This window comes from Nitrosopumilus sp. S6 (assembly GCF_054515815.1).
On the sequence record NZ_JBTNRI010000015.1, the window covers coordinates 18,018 to 38,903 of the forward strand.

Annotated in this window: 18 protein-coding genes; 8 read left to right on the forward strand and 10 right to left on the reverse strand. The window is 34.4% G+C overall.

Annotation, left to right across the window (positions count from 1 at the left end; translation table 11 throughout):
• The first annotated feature begins 89 nt into the window (after positions 1-89).
• Together ACX12B_RS08790 and ACX12B_RS08795 are read left to right on the forward strand one after the other, a co-directional pair.
• Positions 90-293 carry a hypothetical protein gene (locus tag ACX12B_RS08790; protein ID WP_459353637.1) on the forward strand — a complete coding sequence of 68 codons (204 nt, stop codon included), beginning with the start codon at positions 90-92 and terminating at the stop codon, positions 291-293.
• Positions 294-339: 46 nt separating this feature from the next.
• Positions 340-588: an Lrp/AsnC ligand binding domain-containing protein gene (locus ACX12B_RS08795; RefSeq protein WP_459353638.1), complete on the forward strand. Its 249-nt coding sequence runs from the start codon at positions 340-342 to the stop codon at positions 586-588.
• A gap of 30 nt (positions 589-618) precedes the next feature.
• Here the strand turns inward: ACX12B_RS08795 and ACX12B_RS08800 are convergent, their stop codons facing one another.
• The 5 genes from ACX12B_RS08800 to ACX12B_RS08820 form a co-directional block, all read right to left on the reverse strand.
• On the reverse strand, positions 619-1,392 hold the full coding sequence (locus ACX12B_RS08800; RefSeq protein ID WP_459353639.1) for an N-formylglutamate amidohydrolase: 774 nt from the start codon (positions 1,390-1,392) through the stop codon (positions 619-621).
• Positions 1,389-3,020, reverse strand: coding sequence for a gamma-glutamyltransferase (ggt, locus tag ACX12B_RS08805; RefSeq protein ID WP_459353640.1), 1,632 nt, complete (start codon positions 3,018-3,020; stop codon positions 1,389-1,391). Before ggt ends, ACX12B_RS08800 begins: the two co-directional genes overlap by 4 nt.
• Before the next feature lie 15 nt (positions 3,021-3,035).
• A complete protein-coding gene (locus tag ACX12B_RS08810) occupies positions 3,036-3,839 on the reverse strand; it encodes an ion transporter (RefSeq protein ID WP_459353641.1) in 804 nt (267 codons plus the stop codon).
• Between the two features lie 9 nt (positions 3,840-3,848).
• Positions 3,849-5,495, reverse strand: a complete 1,647-nt coding sequence (gene corA / locus ACX12B_RS08815) for a magnesium/cobalt transporter CorA (RefSeq protein WP_459353642.1) — start codon at positions 5,493-5,495, stop codon at positions 3,849-3,851.
• Positions 5,496-5,584: 89 nt separating this feature from the next.
• Positions 5,585-7,753, reverse strand: a complete 2,169-nt coding sequence (locus ACX12B_RS08820) for a M20/M25/M40 family metallo-hydrolase (RefSeq protein ID WP_459353643.1) — start codon at positions 7,751-7,753, stop codon at positions 5,585-5,587.
• A gap of 128 nt (positions 7,754-7,881) precedes the next feature.
• On the opposite strand from ACX12B_RS08820, the gene ACX12B_RS08825 reads away from it, so the two are divergent.
• The 4 genes from ACX12B_RS08825 to ACX12B_RS08840 all read left to right on the forward strand — a co-directional run bounded on the left by ACX12B_RS08825 (position 7,882) and on the right by ACX12B_RS08840 (position 10,772).
• The gene (locus ACX12B_RS08825; protein WP_459353644.1) at positions 7,882-8,277 is read left to right on the forward strand and encodes a hypothetical protein; all 396 of its coding nucleotides are present in this window, start codon (positions 7,882-7,884) and stop codon (positions 8,275-8,277) included.
• Between the two features lie 19 nt (positions 8,278-8,296).
• Positions 8,297-8,662, forward strand: a complete 366-nt coding sequence (locus ACX12B_RS08830; RefSeq protein WP_459353645.1) for a DapH/DapD/GlmU-related protein — start codon at positions 8,297-8,299, stop codon at positions 8,660-8,662.
• A 107-nt stretch (positions 8,663-8,769) separates the two neighbouring features.
• Positions 8,770-9,132: a hypothetical protein gene (locus ACX12B_RS08835; RefSeq protein ID WP_459353646.1), complete on the forward strand. Its 363-nt coding sequence runs from the start codon at positions 8,770-8,772 to the stop codon at positions 9,130-9,132.
• 11 nt (positions 9,133-9,143) lie between these two features.
• Positions 9,144-10,772: a gamma-glutamyltransferase family protein gene (locus ACX12B_RS08840; RefSeq protein WP_459353647.1), complete on the forward strand. Its 1,629-nt coding sequence runs from the start codon at positions 9,144-9,146 to the stop codon at positions 10,770-10,772.
• An 81-nt stretch (positions 10,773-10,853) separates the two neighbouring features.
• Here ACX12B_RS08840 and ACX12B_RS08845 read toward each other — a convergent pair whose 3' ends face one another.
• The gene (locus ACX12B_RS08845; RefSeq protein WP_459353648.1) at positions 10,854-11,021 is read right to left on the reverse strand and encodes a hypothetical protein; all 168 of its coding nucleotides are present in this window, start codon (positions 11,019-11,021) and stop codon (positions 10,854-10,856) included.
• A 269-nt stretch (positions 11,022-11,290) separates the two neighbouring features.
• Between ACX12B_RS08845 and ACX12B_RS08850 the strand changes: the two genes are divergently transcribed.
• Positions 11,291-11,764, forward strand: coding sequence for a universal stress protein (locus ACX12B_RS08850; protein ID WP_459353649.1), 474 nt, complete (start codon positions 11,291-11,293; stop codon positions 11,762-11,764).
• A gap of 44 nt (positions 11,765-11,808) precedes the next feature.
• Here ACX12B_RS08850 and ACX12B_RS08855 read toward each other — a convergent pair whose 3' ends face one another.
• Positions 11,809-12,702, reverse strand: a complete 894-nt coding sequence (locus tag ACX12B_RS08855; RefSeq protein WP_459353650.1) for a hypothetical protein — start codon at positions 12,700-12,702, stop codon at positions 11,809-11,811.
• Between the two features lie 238 nt (positions 12,703-12,940).
• Here ACX12B_RS08855 and ACX12B_RS08860 point away from each other — a divergent pair, with 238 nt between their 5' ends.
• Positions 12,941-13,831 (forward strand): TackOD1 domain-containing metal-binding protein, encoded by an 891-nt coding sequence (locus ACX12B_RS08860; protein WP_459353651.1) that lies wholly within the window; start codon positions 12,941-12,943, stop codon positions 13,829-13,831.
• A 116-nt stretch (positions 13,832-13,947) separates the two neighbouring features.
• Here ACX12B_RS08860 and ACX12B_RS08865 read toward each other — a convergent pair whose 3' ends face one another.
• The 3 genes from ACX12B_RS08865 to ACX12B_RS08875 form a co-directional block, all read right to left on the reverse strand.
• Positions 13,948-14,979, reverse strand: coding sequence for a hypothetical protein (locus tag ACX12B_RS08865; protein WP_459353652.1), 1,032 nt, complete (start codon positions 14,977-14,979; stop codon positions 13,948-13,950).
• A 38-nt stretch (positions 14,980-15,017) separates the two neighbouring features.
• A complete protein-coding gene (locus tag ACX12B_RS08870; RefSeq protein WP_459353653.1) occupies positions 15,018-20,129 on the reverse strand; it encodes a hypothetical protein in 5,112 nt (1,703 codons plus the stop codon).
• Positions 20,130-20,194: 65 nt separating this feature from the next.
• Positions 20,195-20,857 carry a hypothetical protein gene (locus ACX12B_RS08875; RefSeq protein ID WP_459353654.1) on the reverse strand — a complete coding sequence of 221 codons (663 nt, stop codon included), beginning with the start codon at positions 20,855-20,857 and terminating at the stop codon, positions 20,195-20,197.
• Positions 20,858-20,886 lie beyond the last annotated feature (29 nt).

Consider the following 20,886-nt stretch of genomic DNA (forward strand, 5'->3'; position numbering starts at 1 on the left):
ATCAATTCACTTCAAAAATTATTGAGGAATTTAAATGACCTTTTTCAAAAAAAAGCAATGCTCAGACTGTATACGTATACAATGTACTAATGGATGCATATGCGACTGTCATCCAAGACAAGGATGGTAAGAAAATGAAAGTTGAAATCATACAATCAAATGATAAATCTGAATTAGATGATCTCATCAATACCTGTATTCAGGACAGAAGTGTTTCAGACATTAAACTAACTACAACAGCATTACAAGATAATACTATTCAATATACAGCAATGATTATGTTTAGAACATAGTATGAAACAAATCACGTATTTATCAGAGAAGAATGTAGATTAAGTAATGCAAGCATATGTTTTGGTTACATGTATTGGTGGAAGTGAATCAAAGATAATTTCTGAATTCAAAGAAATTCCTGAAGTATTAGAAATTAATGGTATATGGGGAAAATATGACATATTACTAAAAATTGCAAGTAAGGAAGAAGGCAGTATAGATACTATTATTCATAAATTAAGAAATCATCCAGATGTTACTGATACGTACACCATGCATGTTCTTTATGGTCAAGGTGGCAGTATTGACAAGTAAAAAACTAGGTTCACAAATCTAAAGATAAATTCATTGAATCTTTTTTGCTAGTTTTGTTAGCGTATGTTCGAACATTTGGTTCAAATCTTGTAATCTGTTTGTTTTCATGGACAATGTTTCAGAATTAAACCACTTTTCAGACAAATATAATTCTCGATTCATCTCAACTTGAATCCAAGGTAGTGGGTTGTTTCCATATGTCCTAGTTATATGACCTCCATGAAATGGATCATTAAGAGATATTTCCTCTCTGTCAATCAAATAGGAATCAGATATACAATCAGCTAAAAGTTCAAGCATTTCATCTGAACATGTTTTTCCATCTTGATTTGATATACAAAACAAAGGTCTTTTTTTGTTGGCACCATCAGGAGAAATTCCAGGTGCAAAAGATGCCATGGAATGACAATCAAGACATAACTGTAAATCTAATTCTTCAAAGCTTTTTTGTATTGCTTTATGATAAGGAAGGTAGTAAAGTTCTATCAGTAAATTTCGAAGAGATTCATCAGGTTCTTTTCCTTTAATGTAAATAGGTTGTTCATAACAAGTCATACTTTTGATTAAACCATCAGGGTTATCTGGAGGCATATCTTGTAATGAACGATTGAGATCAACAAATGCTCTTGCAATGTCTGTTTTGATTACACGTTGAACTTTGTCTCCCAAGTCATACATCTCAATAACAAATGGATCAGAGTCATCAAACAAGTCCTTGTCTGTGATGGATAGGTGTCCTTCAAGTTCTACAGGTTTTTTTAATCCACCATGCGGAATCGATAGTAATACAGGAAGTTTACTCAATCTAATCCCTCTGCGGTTCCATCACGTCTGACTTCAGCCACTCCCTGAAAACCATTTTTGGTTTGCATTTTCATGACAGCATGGATAGCACCATGATAAAATGAATATCTCTCTTTTACTGAGATTTCATATCCCATTTCTTTGAGAAAATCAATTATTTCCTTACGAAATCCTCCATCTTCAATGCTAACAGTACCACCAATAGAGCAATGAAAACGTGGCCTTACAATTGCATCACTCATTGGCAAATTACCATCAATTATTCTTGAAAGAAATTGTGTTATTGTAGAAAATATTCTCTGACTGCCTGGACTTCCAACGACCATCCAAAGTTTAGAGTCGTTGAAAATCAATGCAGGAGAAACAGATGTCCAAGGAATGGCATTTGGCCGGATATAGTAAGGATGATTTGGGTTTGTAAATTCAAATGCAGACATGTAGTTGTTGTACAAAAATCCCAAGCCATCAGCTGCTGCCTTTGAACCATAGGCAAGTTCTACGGACTGAGTTATACCCACAGCATTTCCTTCTACATCCATAGTTGATAGGTGAGTGGTGTCTTCTCCACCAAATTCAGGATCAATCATAGGCAATGTTGCATCCATGGAATTGTGAATGGATTCTGCCATCTGTTTTGCAAAAGAGCGCTGCAGATGGAATTTGTCTAAAATTTGATCATAAGTGTGGCGGTTAAATGGTCGTTGCAGTCTATGCAGAAATGCCTTTCGAAATGTCTCTGCAACAAAATGGTATGAGCTTGGTTTTGAGCTACGTAGGAATTTTGATGGCAAGTGATTAAGCATCATAAGTGTGAGCAATAATGTTCTTCCAGCTGCAGGAGGAGGTAGAGTTGAAACTGTAAGGTGTCTGTATTTTCTGCTTAAGGGTTTTCTGATAAGTGGTTCAGGCATATATGACAAATCTTCTTCTCGAATCAACCCTCTATTTTTTACCATGTCTTTTGAAATTGCTTTTGCAATTGAACCGTGGTAAAATACACTGTATCCATATTCTGAAATTACTTTGAGAGTATAAGCTAGATCAGGTTGAGTGAATGTGTCCCCTATATCATATGGAACTAAACCATCTTTGAGAAAATATTTTGCACCTGATTTTGATTTTATTGAAAGAAAGTTTTGTAATTCTCTTGTTTGTAAATCATGTTGTAGTTTGGTTATCTTGTAACCTTTTTTTGCAATACGGATTGAGGGAGCAATTATTTTTTGCCATTCTAATTTACCATATCGTTCATGTAAAAATCCAATTGTAGCTAAAGTGCTGGGGATGGTAGTTGCTCTGTAACCTAAGCTTCGAGATCTTTTTTTTATAAATTTAGATGAATGTGCAAGTGATGGCGCACGACTAGAGCCATCAATGGCATATGATTTTCCATTAAAATGAATAATTGCCATAGATTGTCCTCCAATTCCTGATGCTTGTGGCTCACATACCCCTAATGCTAGTGCAGTAGCACATGCAGCATCAATTGCGTTGCCACCTTTTTTGAGCATCTCAACTCCTGCTTTTGTAGCATCAGGAAATGCTGATGCAACCATTCCCTTTTTTGCAACTGCGCATTTTTTGTCAGAACTTGGTTTGAATGAACTTTCTATTTGTTTAATATCCAATCTTTTACCTCCACATTATACTCCTGTAATGTCTTTTCCACAATGAGGACATGTATTGTTTTTACTCTCCTTGTTTTTTCGGAGTTCTTCAGTAAATGCAGATGCCATGATACCTGTAGGAATTGCATAAACTGCTATTCCAATCACAGCCACTCCTGCAGCAATTAATTTTCCAGCTACAGTAACTGGGTAAACATCACCATATCCTATTGTGGTTAGAGTGACAATTCCCCACCACATTGATGCAGGAATGCTTGTGAAAACATCTGGTTGGGCTTCATGCTCTGCATGATACATCAAACTGGATGCAAAAATCAATACGATAAATAAAATGAAAAATGCAACTCCCAAATCTCCTGCTTTTGATTTGAAAACTGCACCTAGTGTTTGCATAGGTTGAGAATATCTAGAAAGTTTGAATAATCTAAACAGTCTCAATAACCTAATTATTCTAATGAATCTAGTATCTGTAACTACGAATGGTAAGAAGAATGGCAATATTGCAGCTAAATCAACTAACATCATAGGAGAAACAAGTAGTCTAGCTAGACCGTATTTTGAATTGTTATATTTTGGATTTAATTTGTAAAGAACTATTCGCCCAATATACTCTGCAGTAAAGATAATGACTGAAAAAACCTCAAATGGAGTAAACAAGTATCCGTATTGATCCAGTACAGATTCTTCTGTTTCAACAATTACAACAATTACATTTACTGTAATCAAAGTAATGATGAAAATTTGAAATGTTTTTGTAATTTTGTCATTTGCGGTACCTTCAAGAATCTCATGCGCTCTTTGTAGTGCTTGATTAGTCAAAGTTACTTCCTACAGCCATTTTTTCTTTTTGAAATATATCATCATGATCATTACAATTATTGACATTGCACCAAGCATCGCAAAATAACTGCCCTCCCACTCTAATTCAGGAACATATGAGAAATTAGTTCCGTAAATACCAGCAATGAACGTTATAGGAATGAAAATAGCTGCAACTATGGTAAGAGTCTTCATTATTTCATTCATCCGATTACTCACACTTGAGAGATATGTGTCAAGCATACCACCAATTACATCACGTAATCCTTCAATAGAATCAGTTACTTGAATTACATGGTTGTAAACATCACGAAGATATGTTCTAGTGTTATCAGATATGAAAATTGTATCTTCACGTCCTAAAGCATCTACAATCTCCCTAGCAGGCCAGATTGATTTTCTTAGTGCTATCATTCTACGCTTTAGTGTTTGAATGGTTTGCATAGTTTCAGCAGTAGGGTTTTTCATTAGTTCCTCTTCCACATTTTCAGTGATGTCACCAACTTGCTCTATTACCAAAAAATAGCTATCAATAATTGCGTCAATTATCGCATATGCCAGATAATCACTCTTGAGTTTTCTAATAGAGCCTGATTTGTCGCGTAATCGCTTACGAATTTGATCAAAGAAATCATCAGGGGTCTCCTGAAACGTCAAAAGATGGTGTTCAGATATAATGATTGAAACCTGCTCCAAGTCTAGCTTTCCAGTTTCAGTGTTGTAATGAGGCATTTTTAGCATCACCATAATGTGATTGTCAGACACTTCAATTGATGGTCTTAATTCAGTATTCATTATGTTTGATTGATGAAGTGGGTGTAGATCAAAACTATCTCCAAATGTTTTGATGATATTAGGATCATGAATTCCAATAACATCAATCCATGAAACATTTGGTTTGTTTTTAGATTCTAAGCATTGTTCAAAAGAAGCGTTTTTCACTTCGTTGATGTTTTCAGCATCATACTCAATGAGATTGATTGTAACATTTTCTACCTTTTTTTCTCCAACATGAATCAAAGCCCCAGGGCGTTGACCAATGGTATCAGACAAAGTGGTTTTTTGTGTTTTAGTCATTTGCATGATTCGTTTGATACCAGTTATTTCTTGTAATCCAATATCCTTTGTGAGTTCTTTTACTTTTGATGTCTTACTTGCAACTCCTACAATAATGAATCCTGCAATAATTGAAAAAATAATACTAACTAAAAGTGGAGCAAAGTCACCAATTATTGCGGCTTCATAGATTGCTGCAACATCAGTTTGAGAACCTGGAGTCGTCACCATACCAATGACAACATCAAGTAAGAAAAATAGAAATGATATAGTACCGCCAATTATTATTGCAGTAATTGCAGTAATTTTTGGGGGAACCTCAATGTCTTTTTCACCTTTGTAAGGAGAGATGTATTTTTTGTATCGTATAATCAACAAAGCAATTACAGTGATAATGATTGTAGAGATTATCCACCAAGCTACAAGTAATGGTCCTTCCTGGGACTCGATTTGCCCAACGCCAGAAATTAGATCTTGTATATTTCCAGTCAGAGGCAATGATAGCAGAGATGTTGCTATTCCAATAACAATCTGATACAGAAAAGCAAATGAGAATCCATAAACAAGTCGATTAACGATAATTCCCAGTTTATCTCTCATTTTGACTCTTAACAGATTTGGGAATTATATGGATAAAAGGTGTTCTGCGAAGGTTTTCTCATAGTCTAAGCAAAATGGCTCTGTCAATTTTAATTTCCAGCACATTTGTAAATTACAGAAGCAAGTAATGCAGATCTTTCTACAATACTATCATGTACAATGTATTCTTTGGAAGAACGATATTTGTTTCCTAACGGACCAAACCCATCCAAAGCTGGAAGCACAGCTGGAACATTACTTATGTCTGAAGACAATAATTGGGCATGTTTCTTAACTTTGATATCATGTTTTTTAGCTAAATCTTCAACTAGTTTATAGAATTTAGTGTCAGAGGGTTCTTCTAACACAGGATGTCGTGTTTGAATTTTATGCATTACTACATCTAATTTTTTAGAATTGCTTTCTTTCTTTTTCATAATAGTTTTAATTTTGGAACCAAGTAATTCGCCGAGTTTTTCTGTTTTGTAACTACATGTTAGTGATAGTGTAGCATAGTTTGGAGTGTGTCCATGAGAGCCTTGTGCCACAATAGATGTTGTTCGTAATCGGTAATCCTTTTCATCTTTTGATAATTTTTCAAGAGCAACTAATTTTTTTGCCAACACGGGTATAATGCCATGAATATTAGAAGAGGATTCTTCACCTATTGAAGTAAATCTAATTTCATAATCGCTTCTTCCATAGCATGTAGTAATAATTCCACCATCAATACTACCAGATTTTAATCCAAGAACATATTTTGATTTTTGAGATATTTCTTCAATTAAAGCACTACTGTATCGTCCGCCTAAACTATCATCGGTTGTAAGCAATACACCACATTTGATTTTTTTGAGTTTTTTTGCAAACCGTAATGCATGTAATGCACCCAACATCACTACCAATCCACCCTTACTCTCAGCGATGCCAGAACCAACAATACTATCACTAGTTTCATGGTATGGGATCAGATCATTTGGTCCATAGTGAGTATCTAAATGAGAAATAAATAAAACATCATTTTCTGCATCTGAATGATTTTTAAAATAATGGAAATCTCCAACATCTAATTGGTTGTAAACTTGTTCAGTAAATCCAAGATGATTCATTCGTTTAGATAGTTTGCCTCCCAAGTGGTTTACATTTTCAATATTGTATACGTGAGTGTTCAGATTTACATAATCTTTGAGGGTTTCTTTCAAACTATGCAGATGACTTCTCAAATATGTTCGTGCAACAACACGAAGTGGTTGAGTTAAATCAGTTTCATCTTCATCATGTAGAATTGTGGTACCAAAGTAACGAATTACTGCAACATCCAAAATTTTATTGATTAATGACTCATACGTGTACCCTGCAGTTTTTCCTGCATGAAAAAACGAACCACCCAATCCAAGACTGGCCATTGAATTTAATTCAAGAATGTAAAGATTCTCATCTTTATCCATTCTAAAATCAACTCTAGTGTAATCATTTAGCCCCAAGGCAGAAAATGCATTCTGACACATTTGCTTCATCTCTTCAGTTTTTTCTTTTGATAATTTTGCAGGGCATGTTTTTTCAACACCACCTTTTTTCTTTTTATCAGCAATGGTTTGTATTTGATCAGGATTATCGAGATTAATCTCAACTATTGGTAAGACTTCAATGTTAGGAGCATTTCCTAACAGACCTACTGCAAATTCTCGTCCTGAGATAAACTGTTCAACCAAAATATCTTGTTGAAATTTTTCAATTTGGACTCTAACTGCTTCACGTAAATCTTTCCAATTATCTACTACTTCCATACCCATAGATGTGGACTCTAGTTTTGGTTTAACAATAACAGGAAAGATCAAATCATCATGTTTATCTTCAGGAGTTCGAAAGACCCAAAAGCCAGGAGTAGGGATTTTGTTTTTCTGCAAAACAATTTTTGTCATTACCTTATCTTGAACAATAGCATGTCCTGCAGGGCCTGAACCTATGTAAGGGATTCCAAGCATCTCCATCATTGCTGGAACGTGGGTGTACCTGTTCTGACCTTGAATTCCATATGCCATATTAAACACCATTCCAGGAGTCTCACCTGCCACTACTTTTGGCATAAACTCTCTTAATTCATCAGCAAGATGAATATCCCCTTCAACTACTTTGACTGTGTGTCCGCCTTTTTCTAATGCTTGAGCAACTCTTTCAACAGCCTTTTTGCTGTAATGCTCTTTTGTAGTCATTCCAAAAACATTGATTACATCATTTGGGTCGATCTGATTTTCATTATAGATTAAAGCTACTTTCATTGTAATACCTTGTGATAATTTTTATTACTTTTAAATCGGATCTGTAATTAAACTACAAACAAGTTGTCTCGAATTAATTTAGAGTCAACTAGCAACCACCTTTTAAGTAACCACAACCATAACAATGCATGGCAGATATAGATCCAAGTGCAGTTATAGGAAACAATGTCACTATGCAAGATAGTACAGTGATAGAAGGAGATGCACATGTTGGAGATAATTGTGTTTTAGATAAAAGAGTAGTAATAGAAAAACATGCAGTAATTGGTACTGGTGTAAAAATGGGCGAACATTGTGTTATTGAAAGACACGTCAATGTTGGCAATGATTGTGTTTTTGGTAAAGAAAACGTAGTAGAACGTAGTGCAGTTATAGGTAATGGAGTAAAAATGGGCGATGACTGTGTACTAGAAAAAGAAACCAAAGTACCAGATGGTGCAGACATACCTACTGGAACAGTATTATCATCTGGACGTACTTTTCCAGATGGAACAACATTAAAAGCAAAATACTTCAAAAAGTAGATTCTACTTACTAATTATCATGGCAGATATAGATCAAAGTGCAGTTATAGGGAAAAATGTCACTATGGATGACAGTGTAGAGATAGAAAAAGAGGTTCATGTTGGAGACAATTGTGTTTTTGGTAAAAATGTCGTAATAGAAAAAAAATCAAGTATTGGTAATGGTGTAAAAATAGGTGATGAAACAGTGATAGAAAAAAAAGTCCGTATAGGTAATGATTGTACCATTGGGACCAAAGTAGTTGCTACAAAAAAATCAAGTATTGGGAATGGGGTTACAATTGGCAATGATGTAATGTTAGAAAAAAATGCCACTGTCAAAGATAATGCTATTGTACCAGATGGAACACTAGTTAAAGAAGACACTACTTTTCAAAGTAAATAAAAACTGTCAGAAAAATTATTTCGTTTGAACTTATGATAAATAGATTGAAAACAATCATTTGGCAAGAATTGATCAGTCTTTAAATAAACTCAATAAAATAAACTATCATGACAAGTGTTGACCCAAGTGCTGTTATAGGAAAAAATGTGACTATTGACGATAGTGCAACCATACAATGGAAAGTGCATATTGGCAATGATTGTAAATTTGGCAAGAAAGTAGTCATAGAAAAAAAAGCAGTTGTTGGAAATAATGTAGTAATGGGGGATGAATGTGTAATAGAAAAAGAATGCAACATAGGTAACAATTGTATACTTGGGGTTAACGTAGTAGTGGAAAAAAATACAATTGTTGGTAACGATGTCAAAATAGGAGACAATGTAGTGATAGAAAAAAATGTGACTATTTTAGAAAAAACAGATGTGCCAACAAATACTGTTGTTGAAGCTGGAAGAACTTTTCCAGAATAATGGATGATTGTATGGATCTAGAAAAAATAGAATCGGCATTTACAGTAACTGAAGATAAAAAATGCGCAGTTGCTAAACATGGGATGGTGTCATCAGCATTTCCGGATGCTACAAAAGCAGGAGTTGAGATGCTCAAAAAAGGTGGTAACGCAATTGATGCTGCATGTGCTACTGCACTAGCACTAGGTGTTTGTGAGCCTCAAGCATCAGGCATTGGAGGACAATCATTAGCATTACTTCACATAAATGGAGAAACAATTGCTTTGGATGGCTCTAGTCGTGCGCCATCACTTGCACATGCATCATTTTTTGAAAAACGGTCTACACGATTTGTTGGGTATAAAGCTACAACAGTTCCCAGTACCCTAGCAGTATTAGGGTATCTTAATGAAAATTTTGGTAGATTGAATTGGTCAGAAATAGTTGAACCTTCAATCCGTATTGCAAAAAATGGATATAACATAACACAATTGCAACACGACATACAAGAAAAAAATTTAAAGAAATTTTTCCGAGTTAAATCAAAATCAGGAGCAAAATATTTTCTCAAAGATGGTTTAGTTCCATATGATGTAGGAGATAGATTCATTCAAGATGATTTAGCTGAAACCCTCACTACAATTTCTAAATATGGTTATAGGACATTTTATCAAGGAACTATAGCAAAAAAAATTAATGATGATATGAGAATTAATGAAGGATACCTTCATTCAGATGATCTTGCATTAATTCCTGAACCAATTGAAAGGAAACCTATTGCTAGAACATATCGTGGAATTCAAATTGTAACTATGCCACCACCAACTGCAGGTAGAACTTTACTGCTAGTTTTAATGATGCTAAATAATATTTCATCAGAATTTGTTAGGAGTTCAAAACCTGAATCATATCATTTCGTGGCAGAAACTTTTCGAAAAGCATTGTTACATAGATCACAAAGACCGTATGACCCAAATACATATCACCAAACAAGAGATAAAACACATCTAAGCACATCCTTTGCAAGAACACTTGCAGGTTCAATTAGAAATATAGTTGACCCTACTCTTCCCTTTGAAGATCCATCAAATGATCCTGATGAAACAACTCATCTATCAGTAATGGACGATGAGGGAAATGTAATAGGCATCACTCAATCAATAGAATTAACGTATGGCTCAAAAGCTGCAGCAGATGGTTTAGGATTTTTGTACAACAATTACATGTCATGTTATGAATTTAAAAATCCAAATCACCCATTCTATTTACGGCCAAATACAGCACCTTGGACATCTGTATGTCCAACCATAGTGAATTATCAAGATAAACCAATCATGATACTTGGGAGTCCAGGCAGTTCAAGAATATTTTCAGTAGTAAGTCATTTTCTTTCAAGAATAATTGATGGTAGTTATTCCATAGATACTGCAATGATTAAACCAAGAATTCATTGTTCTATTGACGGAAAAATTAGCATAGAAGAAGGATTTGCAAATAACGAGGTATCAAAATATCTAGAAACACTGGGATATGAAATTGATGTTAGAGAAAGATACTCATTTTTTCTAGGTGCAATCCATGCTGTGCTTAAATGTCAAACACGTGAAGGGTTTCAAGGAGTAGCTGAAATAAGACGAGACGGCAGTGCAGAAGGGATATAGCAAATAAAATAGAATTAATTTTTTAAATAAAATACATACATCTGGCACATGAAACATCATTAAACAAAGTTGGAAAGCAGGCTATCCAGATTGTTGGGATTTTTTTGTAGTCCATGCCTTCTCATTGATTTCATGGCATTTACAATCAGGGGATTTGCCTTTACAGTTTTTTTGATGTAATGTTTCATCACATTTGTTACAGTCAGGATCTCTCCAACTTGCTTGATTTCCACAATTAGGGCATCTCATGATTTTGAATATTTCTTTTATGTTTTAAACAATTAGGTTTTTTGAAATTATCCAGAAATTAAATAACTAGTTGTCTTAATTCTAATTAAAGTCAACTAAACTGAATAAAAAAACATCACAGTCATACTTGAGACTAATTTTAGGCAACATAAATTGTTAAAACAGTAATCTTGCATGAGATTTCTGGTACGGGTTTGAATATATCAAATTTGATTTCAACTTTGAAAATCAACTTACGGTTTATTTAAGAATGAAAGAAATTGTTGGTAATGTATAAAGCCATACTTGTTCCTCATGCAGGAACTCCAGCAGGAGATAGTGCATTAAAACATGCAATACATGCAGCAAAGGGATCCTCTGCCAAGATAACAATTTTACATATTATTGAAGAGATTCATCATCCACCAGTATCCTTTGGCTTAGCTGAATCAGAAAGAGAAAAAATGTTTGAGAGTATCAAAGAAGCAAATGAATCAATGCGTCATGAGATGCAAAAGGTTATGGAAAAACACGGTCAACAATGTAAGGATGAAAATATTGAAGTTGAGGTTAAAGTTGAGATGGGAGATGCTGCTGAAATCATTCTAGATACGGTTCAAAATGAGAATATAGATTTAGTTGTCATGTCTAAACGTAGAAAATTAAAAGGTGTAAAGAAGTTATTGTCGCTAGGAAGCGTATCTAGAAAAATAGTAGAAAATGTGACTTGTCCAGTCATTTTGATAGATGTTGAAAATATTTGAATAATTAAAAATGAAGAAGTCTTTAGTAAATAACGTGCTAGGAATTAATTTGAGGTTTTTGTATCATCAGGTTTAGAGTTTTCTGAGAGTTTCTTTTCAATCTCATCAGTTTCTTTTTCTATTTTCTTTTCAATCTCATCAGTTTCTTTTTCTATTTTCTTTTCAATCTCATCAGTTTCTTTTTCTATTTTCTTTTCTAGATTTTCTTGTTTTTCTTCAATTTTTTCTACATGAACTTTGATCTTTTCATTTATTTGACTTTCAATTTGTTCTTCCAATTTTTCATCGGCAACAGGAATGGCTTTTCGTTTTACTAAAAATAAAATTCGCAAAATTGCTTCAACAATAATGGCATATGTAACAAATCCAAGTATTTTTCCTAAAAATGGAAGAAATCCTAACGTTCTTTCTGCAACATCTTCAACAGTAAAGAAGATATTACTTGTAAGGAATATACCTAATAGGGCAAATGGTATCAGTTTTGCAAAGTCCTTTGCAAGATCTTCTTTGTAATAGGCAGATATTCTAACAGTTACTACTAATGAAATTACAATGAGAAATACATGTTCAGTTTGTAAATCAGGTGCCATAAAGAACAAAAATGTAGAATAAACTACAAACCAAACTAAGACAACTAGAGGAAATACAACTACATATTTTACAAAATAAGCAATAATAGAGGTGATCTTTTTTCCATCAGTCTCATATTTTTTGAGACGCAAAGGAATCATTTCACGTCTTGCAAGGAATCTATAGAAATTCCAAATAAAAATTCCATAAATTACCATGCCAATAGAATATCCTAAAAGATCAGTAAAAGAGACATCAGTTCCAAATTGACTAGTGATGTTTTCAATATCTGTTACATATGTGACTAAATTTTCATCTAAAGTAATTCCTCCAAATGTCAAAAGACTAAGGAGGATATGAAAAATCATGTGTTTAATTTATGCAAATACTATTTGAAACTATGTGTTTGATCAGAATAATCAGTTGACTTTATTCAGAATAAAATCAATTTATGGATTCTTTTTTTCTATTGGAAAACATTACAGTCTAAAATGATAACACATGAGAAGTTTAGTCATGTGGGCTCTCATGCTGTTTTTCATTCTAAAATAGACTTTGAACATACTTTTCAAAAAGCATTAATACAAAACACCAGTCGTAAAATAAATGATAGAACGTCCAATTTTAGTGATTGATGATTCTGAAAATATCATAATCAGAATAAAGGAGTTTTTAGAAAAACTAGGATACCAGAAAATAATTCTAGCAAAGGATTCTCAAACTGCAATTACTGAGTTTGAAAAAATGGGACAGGATGGAGAACATCCAATTGTATTTCTAGATTATGATTTTCAAGATGTACATGGGATGTCTCTTCTGAGTCGATTATTATTGATGGATGCAGATGGAGAAATTATTATTGTGTCATCAGAACAAAAAGACTCTCCCATCATTACAAAATTGATAAATGAAGGAGCATATGAGATTCTTTCAAAACCCATAAGATTGGAAAATCTCAAAAATATCCTTAAAGTTATAGAATCTGAAAACTCTAATGAAAAAGAACAAGACATTATAGATTTACTAAAAACAACAAATAGAATTAGCGAAACATGGCTGCTTGAGAATAGCAAAATGTCCAAAGAAAATATTGAGAAATACATTACAAAATTGATTTCTGAAAGAATAATAGAAGAAATAGAAGATATCTCAGATGTTTGTTGTCCATTTTGTGATTCTGTTAGAACTGGTCACATTTTCTCTTGTCCTAGTTGTAAAAAATCAGATTTCGCTCAGACAGAACTTGTTGAACATTATGAATGTGGGACCGTAGAACCTGAGAAAAACTTTGTAGGGGACAAATGCCCACAGTGTAAAAAAGAACTAAAAGCACTGGGAGTAGATCATAGAAAAATCAAAAACCATTATACTTGCAATGAATGCGGTGACGTATTTGCTGAACTTGCTTGTGACTTTTCATGTTTGAAATGCAACAAAGTATTTCCAGAAAATAAGGCACGATGGAAATCAAGTAGAGGATTTAAAACCATCATTTGATATTTGCCTACAAAAGTTCATTTCAATATTTTTCATTAAATGAGATTAATCTAAGCGCATGATTGATGTAAAAATTATTAGAAAAAATAGAAAAATAAAAAGAACTATCTAGTTCCTTATTTTTGTGGATTTGTAAGAACTATAGAGTAGCTTACAGTGAATGGTTCAGAATTGAAGGTGTGAAGTGCCAATGCATTACCTGAAAATGATGTAGATCCAGCTGCTTTAGTTGGAATCAACGATAATGCATAATATGTTTCACCATCAGGAGTCCAATGAGCCATTCCCTGAACTTCACCCTTGGCTATTGGGCCAATTAGGGTTACAATTTGAACAGGTTCTGATGCATCAAATGTTAGATGTCCAGAGTATGCTTTGTCTCTAGGTGCCAACAATATTGCTAGTTGATGTTCTTCATGTCCAATTCCAGGATCCTGTACAGATGTTGTAGTTCCTTTAACTACTCTTTCACCTTCAACAGAATGTTCTGTGTATGTAACAGAGTAGCTTACAGTGAATGGTTCAGAATTCATTGTGTGTATTGCAATTGCATTACCTGAAAACTGCCATACTCCTGTAGAGGTTTCTTTATCTACAAATGTTAATCCAAACTTTGTCTTTCCATCCATAGTCCAAATTGCTTGTCCTTTGTCCATACCTTTCTTTAGCGGACCATGCAATGCAACTAGTTGAACATTTTCAGATGCAGTGTATGTTAGATATCCACGATAGGTTTTGTCACTTGGAGGCAAAATTATTGCTAATTGATGGTTTTCATGACCTACACCAGGATCTTGTTCAGATGTAATAATACCAGTTACAGTTTTTGGAGTTTTTGTAACAGCCTTGGCTGCAGTCATTGTTTCAGATTTTGTATCCTTCTTTGGAGCTTCTTTTGCTTTTTCTGCAGATTCTGTTTTCTTTTCAGTTTTTACTTGTTCTTTTTTCTTTTTTTCAACAGGTTTTTCTTCTGCTCGAACTTCAGAACATAGTCTATCACCACAAACCTTTTTTGAATTAATTTCACTGGCAGAATTTCCTTGTGATTTTAAGGCTTCAGCTGATTGAACTAATCCAATAGGTCCTGCAATAGTTCCCGTCAAGAGAACAGCAACTGCAAAAATTGCTACAAAAGTTGTTTTTGTCATTAGAAATACGTATTTTTTACAATATATACAGTTTTTATTTAATTTACATTAATTTCAAACTCTACTGTAGGGCTTAATGCAGAAGGATTGCTCAAACTGTGCCAAACAAAGATTGTTGCAGTATATTTTCCAGGAGCAGAAGGAATCCAAGATACAGAGGGAGAGAATGATTGATTTTTTTCCAGTGTCCCACTTATCCAAGATAATGAATCCACTAAATTGTTCGAGTCTGTAATTTGAACAAGATAGGTAAATGGTTGACTTCTCACCTGATGGTTAGAAATACCAGATGTGATTTGTATCTGTTCTTCAGTTTTAACTTGATTAATTACGCTTCCAAATGAATTGACTATTTTAGGAGTTCCTATGGATGCTCGTTCTAATGGAGGAACAACAGGTCCTACAACAATACTTGATGTGATTTTAAGTTCATCAGCTTTTGTGTATGGTCTTGGTAATGTGTTGTCTTCATATTTTGCAGTGACATAATCACCCTCACTTACTCTTAATCTATGACCCGAAGATTGGTCCCTTGTGCTAAATGTAACATCTCCTTCAAAGATTCCAGTAGCAGGGCCGGTTTCAGTTACAGTAACATCTATGCCACCAAGATCAGAGTCAGACCACATATCTATTGTAAATGTATTTACGGTTTCAGGATTTAGATTCATGTCAGGATCAATTACACGAACAATTCCTTTTCCATTAGAGGGTGTTTGTCCTTGAAGCCATTCGACTACTCCAATATTCCATTTGATTAATGCTGAAGCAGTAGAAGTTTCTCTATCTGTAAATTGAAATGATACTGTAAGACCATCATCATTTTTAGATTCTAAGAATCCATTGTTTGGACCTCCACCACTTTTAGGTTGAGTTCTAGGATTAGTATCGATTCCATCAATATCACCAGTTCTAGGATTTCCATCAGCATCATGTTTGAAACCTGTAAGTATCACATGACCTGTAAAAATTCCAGTATCAAATCCTGTTTCAGTTAGTTTGTATGTAGTTAGTTTATTTCCTCTAGTAGAAATTTTGATTTCATTTGTTGATTTGGAACCAATCTCATCAATCTTATTGTCATCAAAATTATGGTCAAGTGCTGTAATTGTCACATATACTTTGTCAGTCCAAGTATACACTTTCTTATCCAATGAGATTAAGGATTGGAAATTAGAAGTTGTAAATTTCAATTCTACTTTTTGATCATTTTTTCCAACAAAATCAGAGCCAGCAGTTCCCCAATCAGTGTAGGTAAGTTTGATTGTCTCACCTCTATCAAGAGGTTTTCCGTTAATTTCTGAAGGTATCTCTATTGTTGTTTGGAATATTCCAGTAGAGTCCCCAGTCTCACGTAATCCAAATGGTTGGGCATCAAAGATTTTTCCGTTTTTAGTAGCAGTTCCACCTAAAGGCCCCATTGTTGCTCTAGCATTATCTGAATCCCATTCTAATACATCAAGTGAGTAGGTTTCTGCCTTTTTAGAATCAAAGTTAAGATCTGGATCAATTAAGGTAATTATCGCATTGCGTCCAATCACATAAGATTGTGTATCTGACTGAAGGGTTCCAATTCTAAGATCAAATGCTGCAGAATCAGATACTGTTCTCTTAGAACCTGATGCATCTGCTTGATCAGAATATTCTACAGTAATTACATCTCCGTGTAAGATACAATAATTACCAGTAGATGGAGATACATCAAATCTAGACAGTACTCCTGATTTTGTTTTATCTAATTTTGTAAATCCTGAATCAGGTGTAACAGGACATTTTGTAGAGGAAGGGCCATCAACATATCTAATTGGTAAATTGAATTGAAATACACCTGAACTAGGAGAGGTCTCAGATATCGGTCCAAGTTCCCTAGTAACTCCACTCTTTACATTCTTTCCAGTTGTGATTATTCCAGATTTTACATCTTCACCACCCGCTGTTGCTAAAAGTAAACTAGAAGAACCTCTAGTTACAAACACCTTAACTGGTCCATTTGTTGTACCATCAACATTTTGTGCCAATATGTCTTCACCGTTTGGAGACAAATTATAATCAGCATCATGTATTTGGACATAAAGTATAGTATCTTTAGGACCAATCTCTTCACCAGAATCAATTGCTTTTGTATCTCCATTTTTAGTAATTGCTGTTAGATGGTATGGAAAAATTGAAAGGCCATTAGGTCTAGTAGAAGAAGATTTGTCTGAATCAAAAAAGTCAGAAACAGAACCTATAGGTACAGGATAATTTGTTTTATCTAGTTTGACAATACCACTTGTTGCACCAACTGATGCACTAGCACTAGTTATTGCAGCTTGACTTGATTGGCCCCTAAAGTCATAATATCTTGCACCAATATCAATTCCTGAGGTAGATTTTGCGATACCACCATCATTTCTTGAACAGTATTGAGATGGGATCTTAAAGTCTCCTTTAAACTCACCAGTTTTTCTTCCAGTTTCAACTAGTGTAAAGCCAGTGGATGCTAATCCATCACTTCCAGATATTGCCGAACATGATTTGCCATCCTTAGAAATAGAAGATTTCAACCAAGGCTCATCATCAAATGTAATTTCTAATAATCGTCCATATGGTTGCTTGGTACTTGTAAGACCCAAGTTTGGTTTACCCACAGTATCTGCTGCAGGGTCATTTGGATATTTCAAAGGATCAACAACAGTATAGATATCAACCAAGTCAGAATCAACGTTAAGATCTTTATCAGTTAATGTAACTCCCACATTATCACCTGGTTTGAATGTCTTTACTGAAAGCACCACAATTCCCATGTGAGAGAGAATATCTTGTTGGTCTGAAATTGTGATAAACACTCCGTCGGAATTCAAGTCGTTGTAACTGATTCTAGCAGCATCGTTTCCTTTTAGTTCATGAGCTACAAGAAAAACTGGTTCATCGTCAATTGGAACTATTTGTTCATATGTTTTTGAATCAAAGATATTTAGTTGATTCAGCATAATGTATTCAAGACTACCTCTAAATTTACCAGAATTATTTGCCAATTCTTCTACCTCTACACGAACTATTTGATTTGCAATTCTTTCATTTTTTGCTTGCCCGTCTTTTATTAAACCATAAGAGAAAAAGTCAGCTACAATAGGTTTTGTTGCAGTACCCATGTTTTGGATTTTAGAATAAGATAGCATCAATCCAATTTGTTGATTACCTGAAAATGAATTTGAAAATAAATTGTTATGAAGGGTTTGTGGGTTAGACACTTGTTTTGTAGAATTTAGGTTGATTAAATTTTGCAAAGATGTGTCAGTTGCAATTTTGATTGCAGTAAGGCCAGATGTAGGATTTCCTGAGGAATCCAATATGGGAGATGATGAAGCTCCAACAAGCAAGTAAATGTCAACACTGTTGATGGTACTATTAATGGAACGAATATCAAAATTAAACATGTTAACTCCTTTGAATTTAGTTGCAGAATCAAAGGGATTGTTGATAGAAGAATAGAGTTTGTTTAGATCTGTCTTCAAATCAATAACTAATGCATCAGAGTCTGAATTTTGAGTTGGGTCTATTCTTGCTCTGTCACTAAACTTTTCAACGGTGACAGAAGTCTTGGTACCTAATGTGGATCCTGACAATGTAAACTGTCCAGAAGTTGTTGGAGTTAGCGTAAATCCATTCAAAAATGATGCTGCTATCTTGCTGTTTGTTTCAGTACCACTAGAACCAAGCGTAAATGGATTTCCAGTTCTTAATGCAGGAATGGACTTGTATGATGGGTTGAAAAGATCAAGATCTTCTTTTTCTAAATTATTCTTGTTTGCATCAGGATCAACTAGAATTACAGGCATTTCCTCTCCTGAATTCCATTCAGTGCCCTTTAGTTTTTCATCAAGTGCCAAAGTGCCCTTTCCAAATTCAATTAAAAGTGTCGTGGGCTTTTTGTTATAGTCTATAGATGCAGAAGTTCCTCTAGGGGCATTTTGCGTTGTAATTAATACCGAATCATTATTGGCATCAAAAGTTGTAAAAATTCCGCTATTAGGAGATGTTTCAGTAATTGTTACAGGTTGACTGCCAGCTCCAATAGAACCAGCACTAGTGGAAATTTGTGAGATATCTATTTCTCCATCTCCATTTGTTTGAGAACGAATGTTATCCTGAATAGTTAAAACATTTGTTTGTCCCTGTAAGCTTGGATTAATTTTGAGTATTCCGTTGTCTTTGAACATCATTGAATTTAGATGAGGCACAAGATTTACAGCTCCTGCAGTTCCATCTGAATGAGAATTTCCTGACGAATCAAAAAGTCGATAGTATGTTGAAGGGTTTGTAGGAGAAGTACCAAATGACCAAGAATCAATACTTGTAGGATCAATATTCAAAGTAAGGTCAGTGATTTTGAGGTTGACATCAGAGGAACGTGGATAAGAATTTCTATCTAATTCATGTCGGACTAGTTTGTCAGCAATATCAAAAGTAAGAGTTGTTTGTTGTGCACCTCCACCTTTGTTGTATTGTACTACAACATTACCACCTTTTGAAAAATCATATAGTTGGATAAATGGCCAAAGATCAACAGATGCAACACCAATCTGTCCAAGTTTTATATTCGTGTTTCCAGGGTTCATTGCCTTGGCTTGTCTTAGAACGTTCATCGAGTTTTTTGAGTAAGGTGAATTCAAAGAACAATCAGCAGAGATTTGATTAGGAGGGTTAGAACCATTTTCTCCACCAATTCCAGCACCACTTACTGGAATTGCAATACCATCAGTTTCAGTAACAGATACACCCAGAATAGATGTGCTTCGTGAACAGAAGGTACCAAAATCGAGTCCTTTAGAAGTTAAACCAACTGTTTTATCTGCAATCTGTGCTTGTTTTCTATCAGAAAAATAACCATACCAATTTCCATCAGTTGCTTGCACCATTCTAAGATCTTTTCCGTTTACTGTAACGTCTGGCTCTCCCAAACCCTTACCAGTATCACGAATATTTTGATCACGGACTACAACCTCAATTACTTGAGGTCCAGACATTCTATTGTTAAATTGAGGATTTTCAGCTGAAACATAAAGATTTGAGGTTTGGGCATTTACATCAGAAAAACTTCCCAAGGACATACTACCAGTGAGGATAATTATAGATAACACGATAGAAGCAGAAATTTTTTTAATCATTTTTTTTGTATATTGTTATTTAATTTCATAGTATGAAAGGATTACGTAGAAAAGAAAAAAGAGTGTTATCCGTGAATCAGGAATAACAATCTATAGTATTCAGCTCTTGCGTCTTTGAGTTGTTTTCGTAACTCTACAATCTCTTCAGAAATTTTTACAAGGTCTGATGTGTTTTTAGTACTTTCAGGAGCTTTGACTAGTGTTTGTAGTGTAATGTTTTTTTCACTAAGCATTCCTTTGACATTTGCTAGTCTTTTTTCGGCATTATTTACCATCTTAGTTACCGTATCTTTTGTAAACAGCTTTCCGTTAATTGTGTCAGGACTTGCTGCTTTGATTATTGTAGAAGATACCTGACATGCGTTGGGACTAAGATTAGTAGCAAGTTTAACAGATCTTACTTCACTATCAGATGTAACTACAATTTCTGGAGCAATAATTGGAGTATTACCTGCGCATGCTTCAAAGACATACACATACCCAATTGTTCTTGGTTGAGAATGGAAGTATGGTTCTTGTGCTGCCATGCTTGTAATCTTTACTTTCTTAACTGATGGAGAAGACTGTGCTTCAGCTGCTGGTAAGTTAAAACCAGAAACTAGTAACATAGATGCTACTGTCAGTACAGTTATTGTTGTAATTGTTGTTTTAGTTTTCATTTCTTTCTTTTCACCTCCTCCTAGTTGGCTAAGCGTAATCGTCTTCAAAATCCCAAGACAAACCTGCAAAATCAGTCCAGTTATAGGATGTGGAAGGG

What these genes read in the sequence shown, in the direction of transcription:
- ACX12B_RS08795 (WP_459353638.1), top strand. Translation starts at nt 340, where the DNA reads ATGCAAGCATATGTTTTGGTTACATGTATTGGTGGAAGTGAATCAAAG.
- ACX12B_RS08845 (WP_459353648.1), bottom strand. Translation starts at nt 11,021, where the DNA reads ATGAGATGCCCTAATTGTGGAAATCAAGCAAGTTGGAGAGATCCTGAC.
- ACX12B_RS08850 (WP_459353649.1), top strand. Translation starts at nt 11,291, where the DNA reads ATGTATAAAGCCATACTTGTTCCTCATGCAGGAACTCCAGCAGGAGAT.
- ACX12B_RS08825 (WP_459353644.1), top strand. Translation starts at nt 7,882, where the DNA reads ATGGCAGATATAGATCCAAGTGCAGTTATAGGAAACAATGTCACTATG.
- ACX12B_RS08860 (WP_459353651.1), top strand. Translation starts at nt 12,941, where the DNA reads ATGATAGAACGTCCAATTTTAGTGATTGATGATTCTGAAAATATCATA.
- ACX12B_RS08820 (WP_459353643.1), bottom strand. Translation starts at nt 7,753, where the DNA reads ATGAAAGTAGCTTTAATCTATAATGAAAATCAGATCGACCCAAATGAT.
- ACX12B_RS08870 (WP_459353653.1), bottom strand. Translation starts at nt 20,129, where the DNA reads ATGATTAAAAAAATTTCTGCTTCTATCGTGTTATCTATAATTATCCTC.
- ACX12B_RS08835 (WP_459353646.1), top strand. Translation starts at nt 8,770, where the DNA reads ATGACAAGTGTTGACCCAAGTGCTGTTATAGGAAAAAATGTGACTATT.
- corA (WP_459353642.1), bottom strand. Translation starts at nt 5,495, where the DNA reads ATGAGAGATAAACTGGGAATTATCGTTAATCGACTTGTTTATGGATTC.
- ACX12B_RS08790 (WP_459353637.1), top strand. Translation starts at nt 90, where the DNA reads ATGGATGCATATGCGACTGTCATCCAAGACAAGGATGGTAAGAAAATG.
- ACX12B_RS08830 (WP_459353645.1), top strand. Translation starts at nt 8,297, where the DNA reads ATGGCAGATATAGATCAAAGTGCAGTTATAGGGAAAAATGTCACTATG.
- ACX12B_RS08840 (WP_459353647.1), top strand. Translation starts at nt 9,144, where the DNA reads ATGGATCTAGAAAAAATAGAATCGGCATTTACAGTAACTGAAGATAAA.
- ACX12B_RS08865 (WP_459353652.1), bottom strand. Translation starts at nt 14,979, where the DNA reads ATGACAAAAACAACTTTTGTAGCAATTTTTGCAGTTGCTGTTCTCTTG.
- ACX12B_RS08855 (WP_459353650.1), bottom strand. Translation starts at nt 12,702, where the DNA reads ATGATTTTTCATATCCTCCTTAGTCTTTTGACATTTGGAGGAATTACT.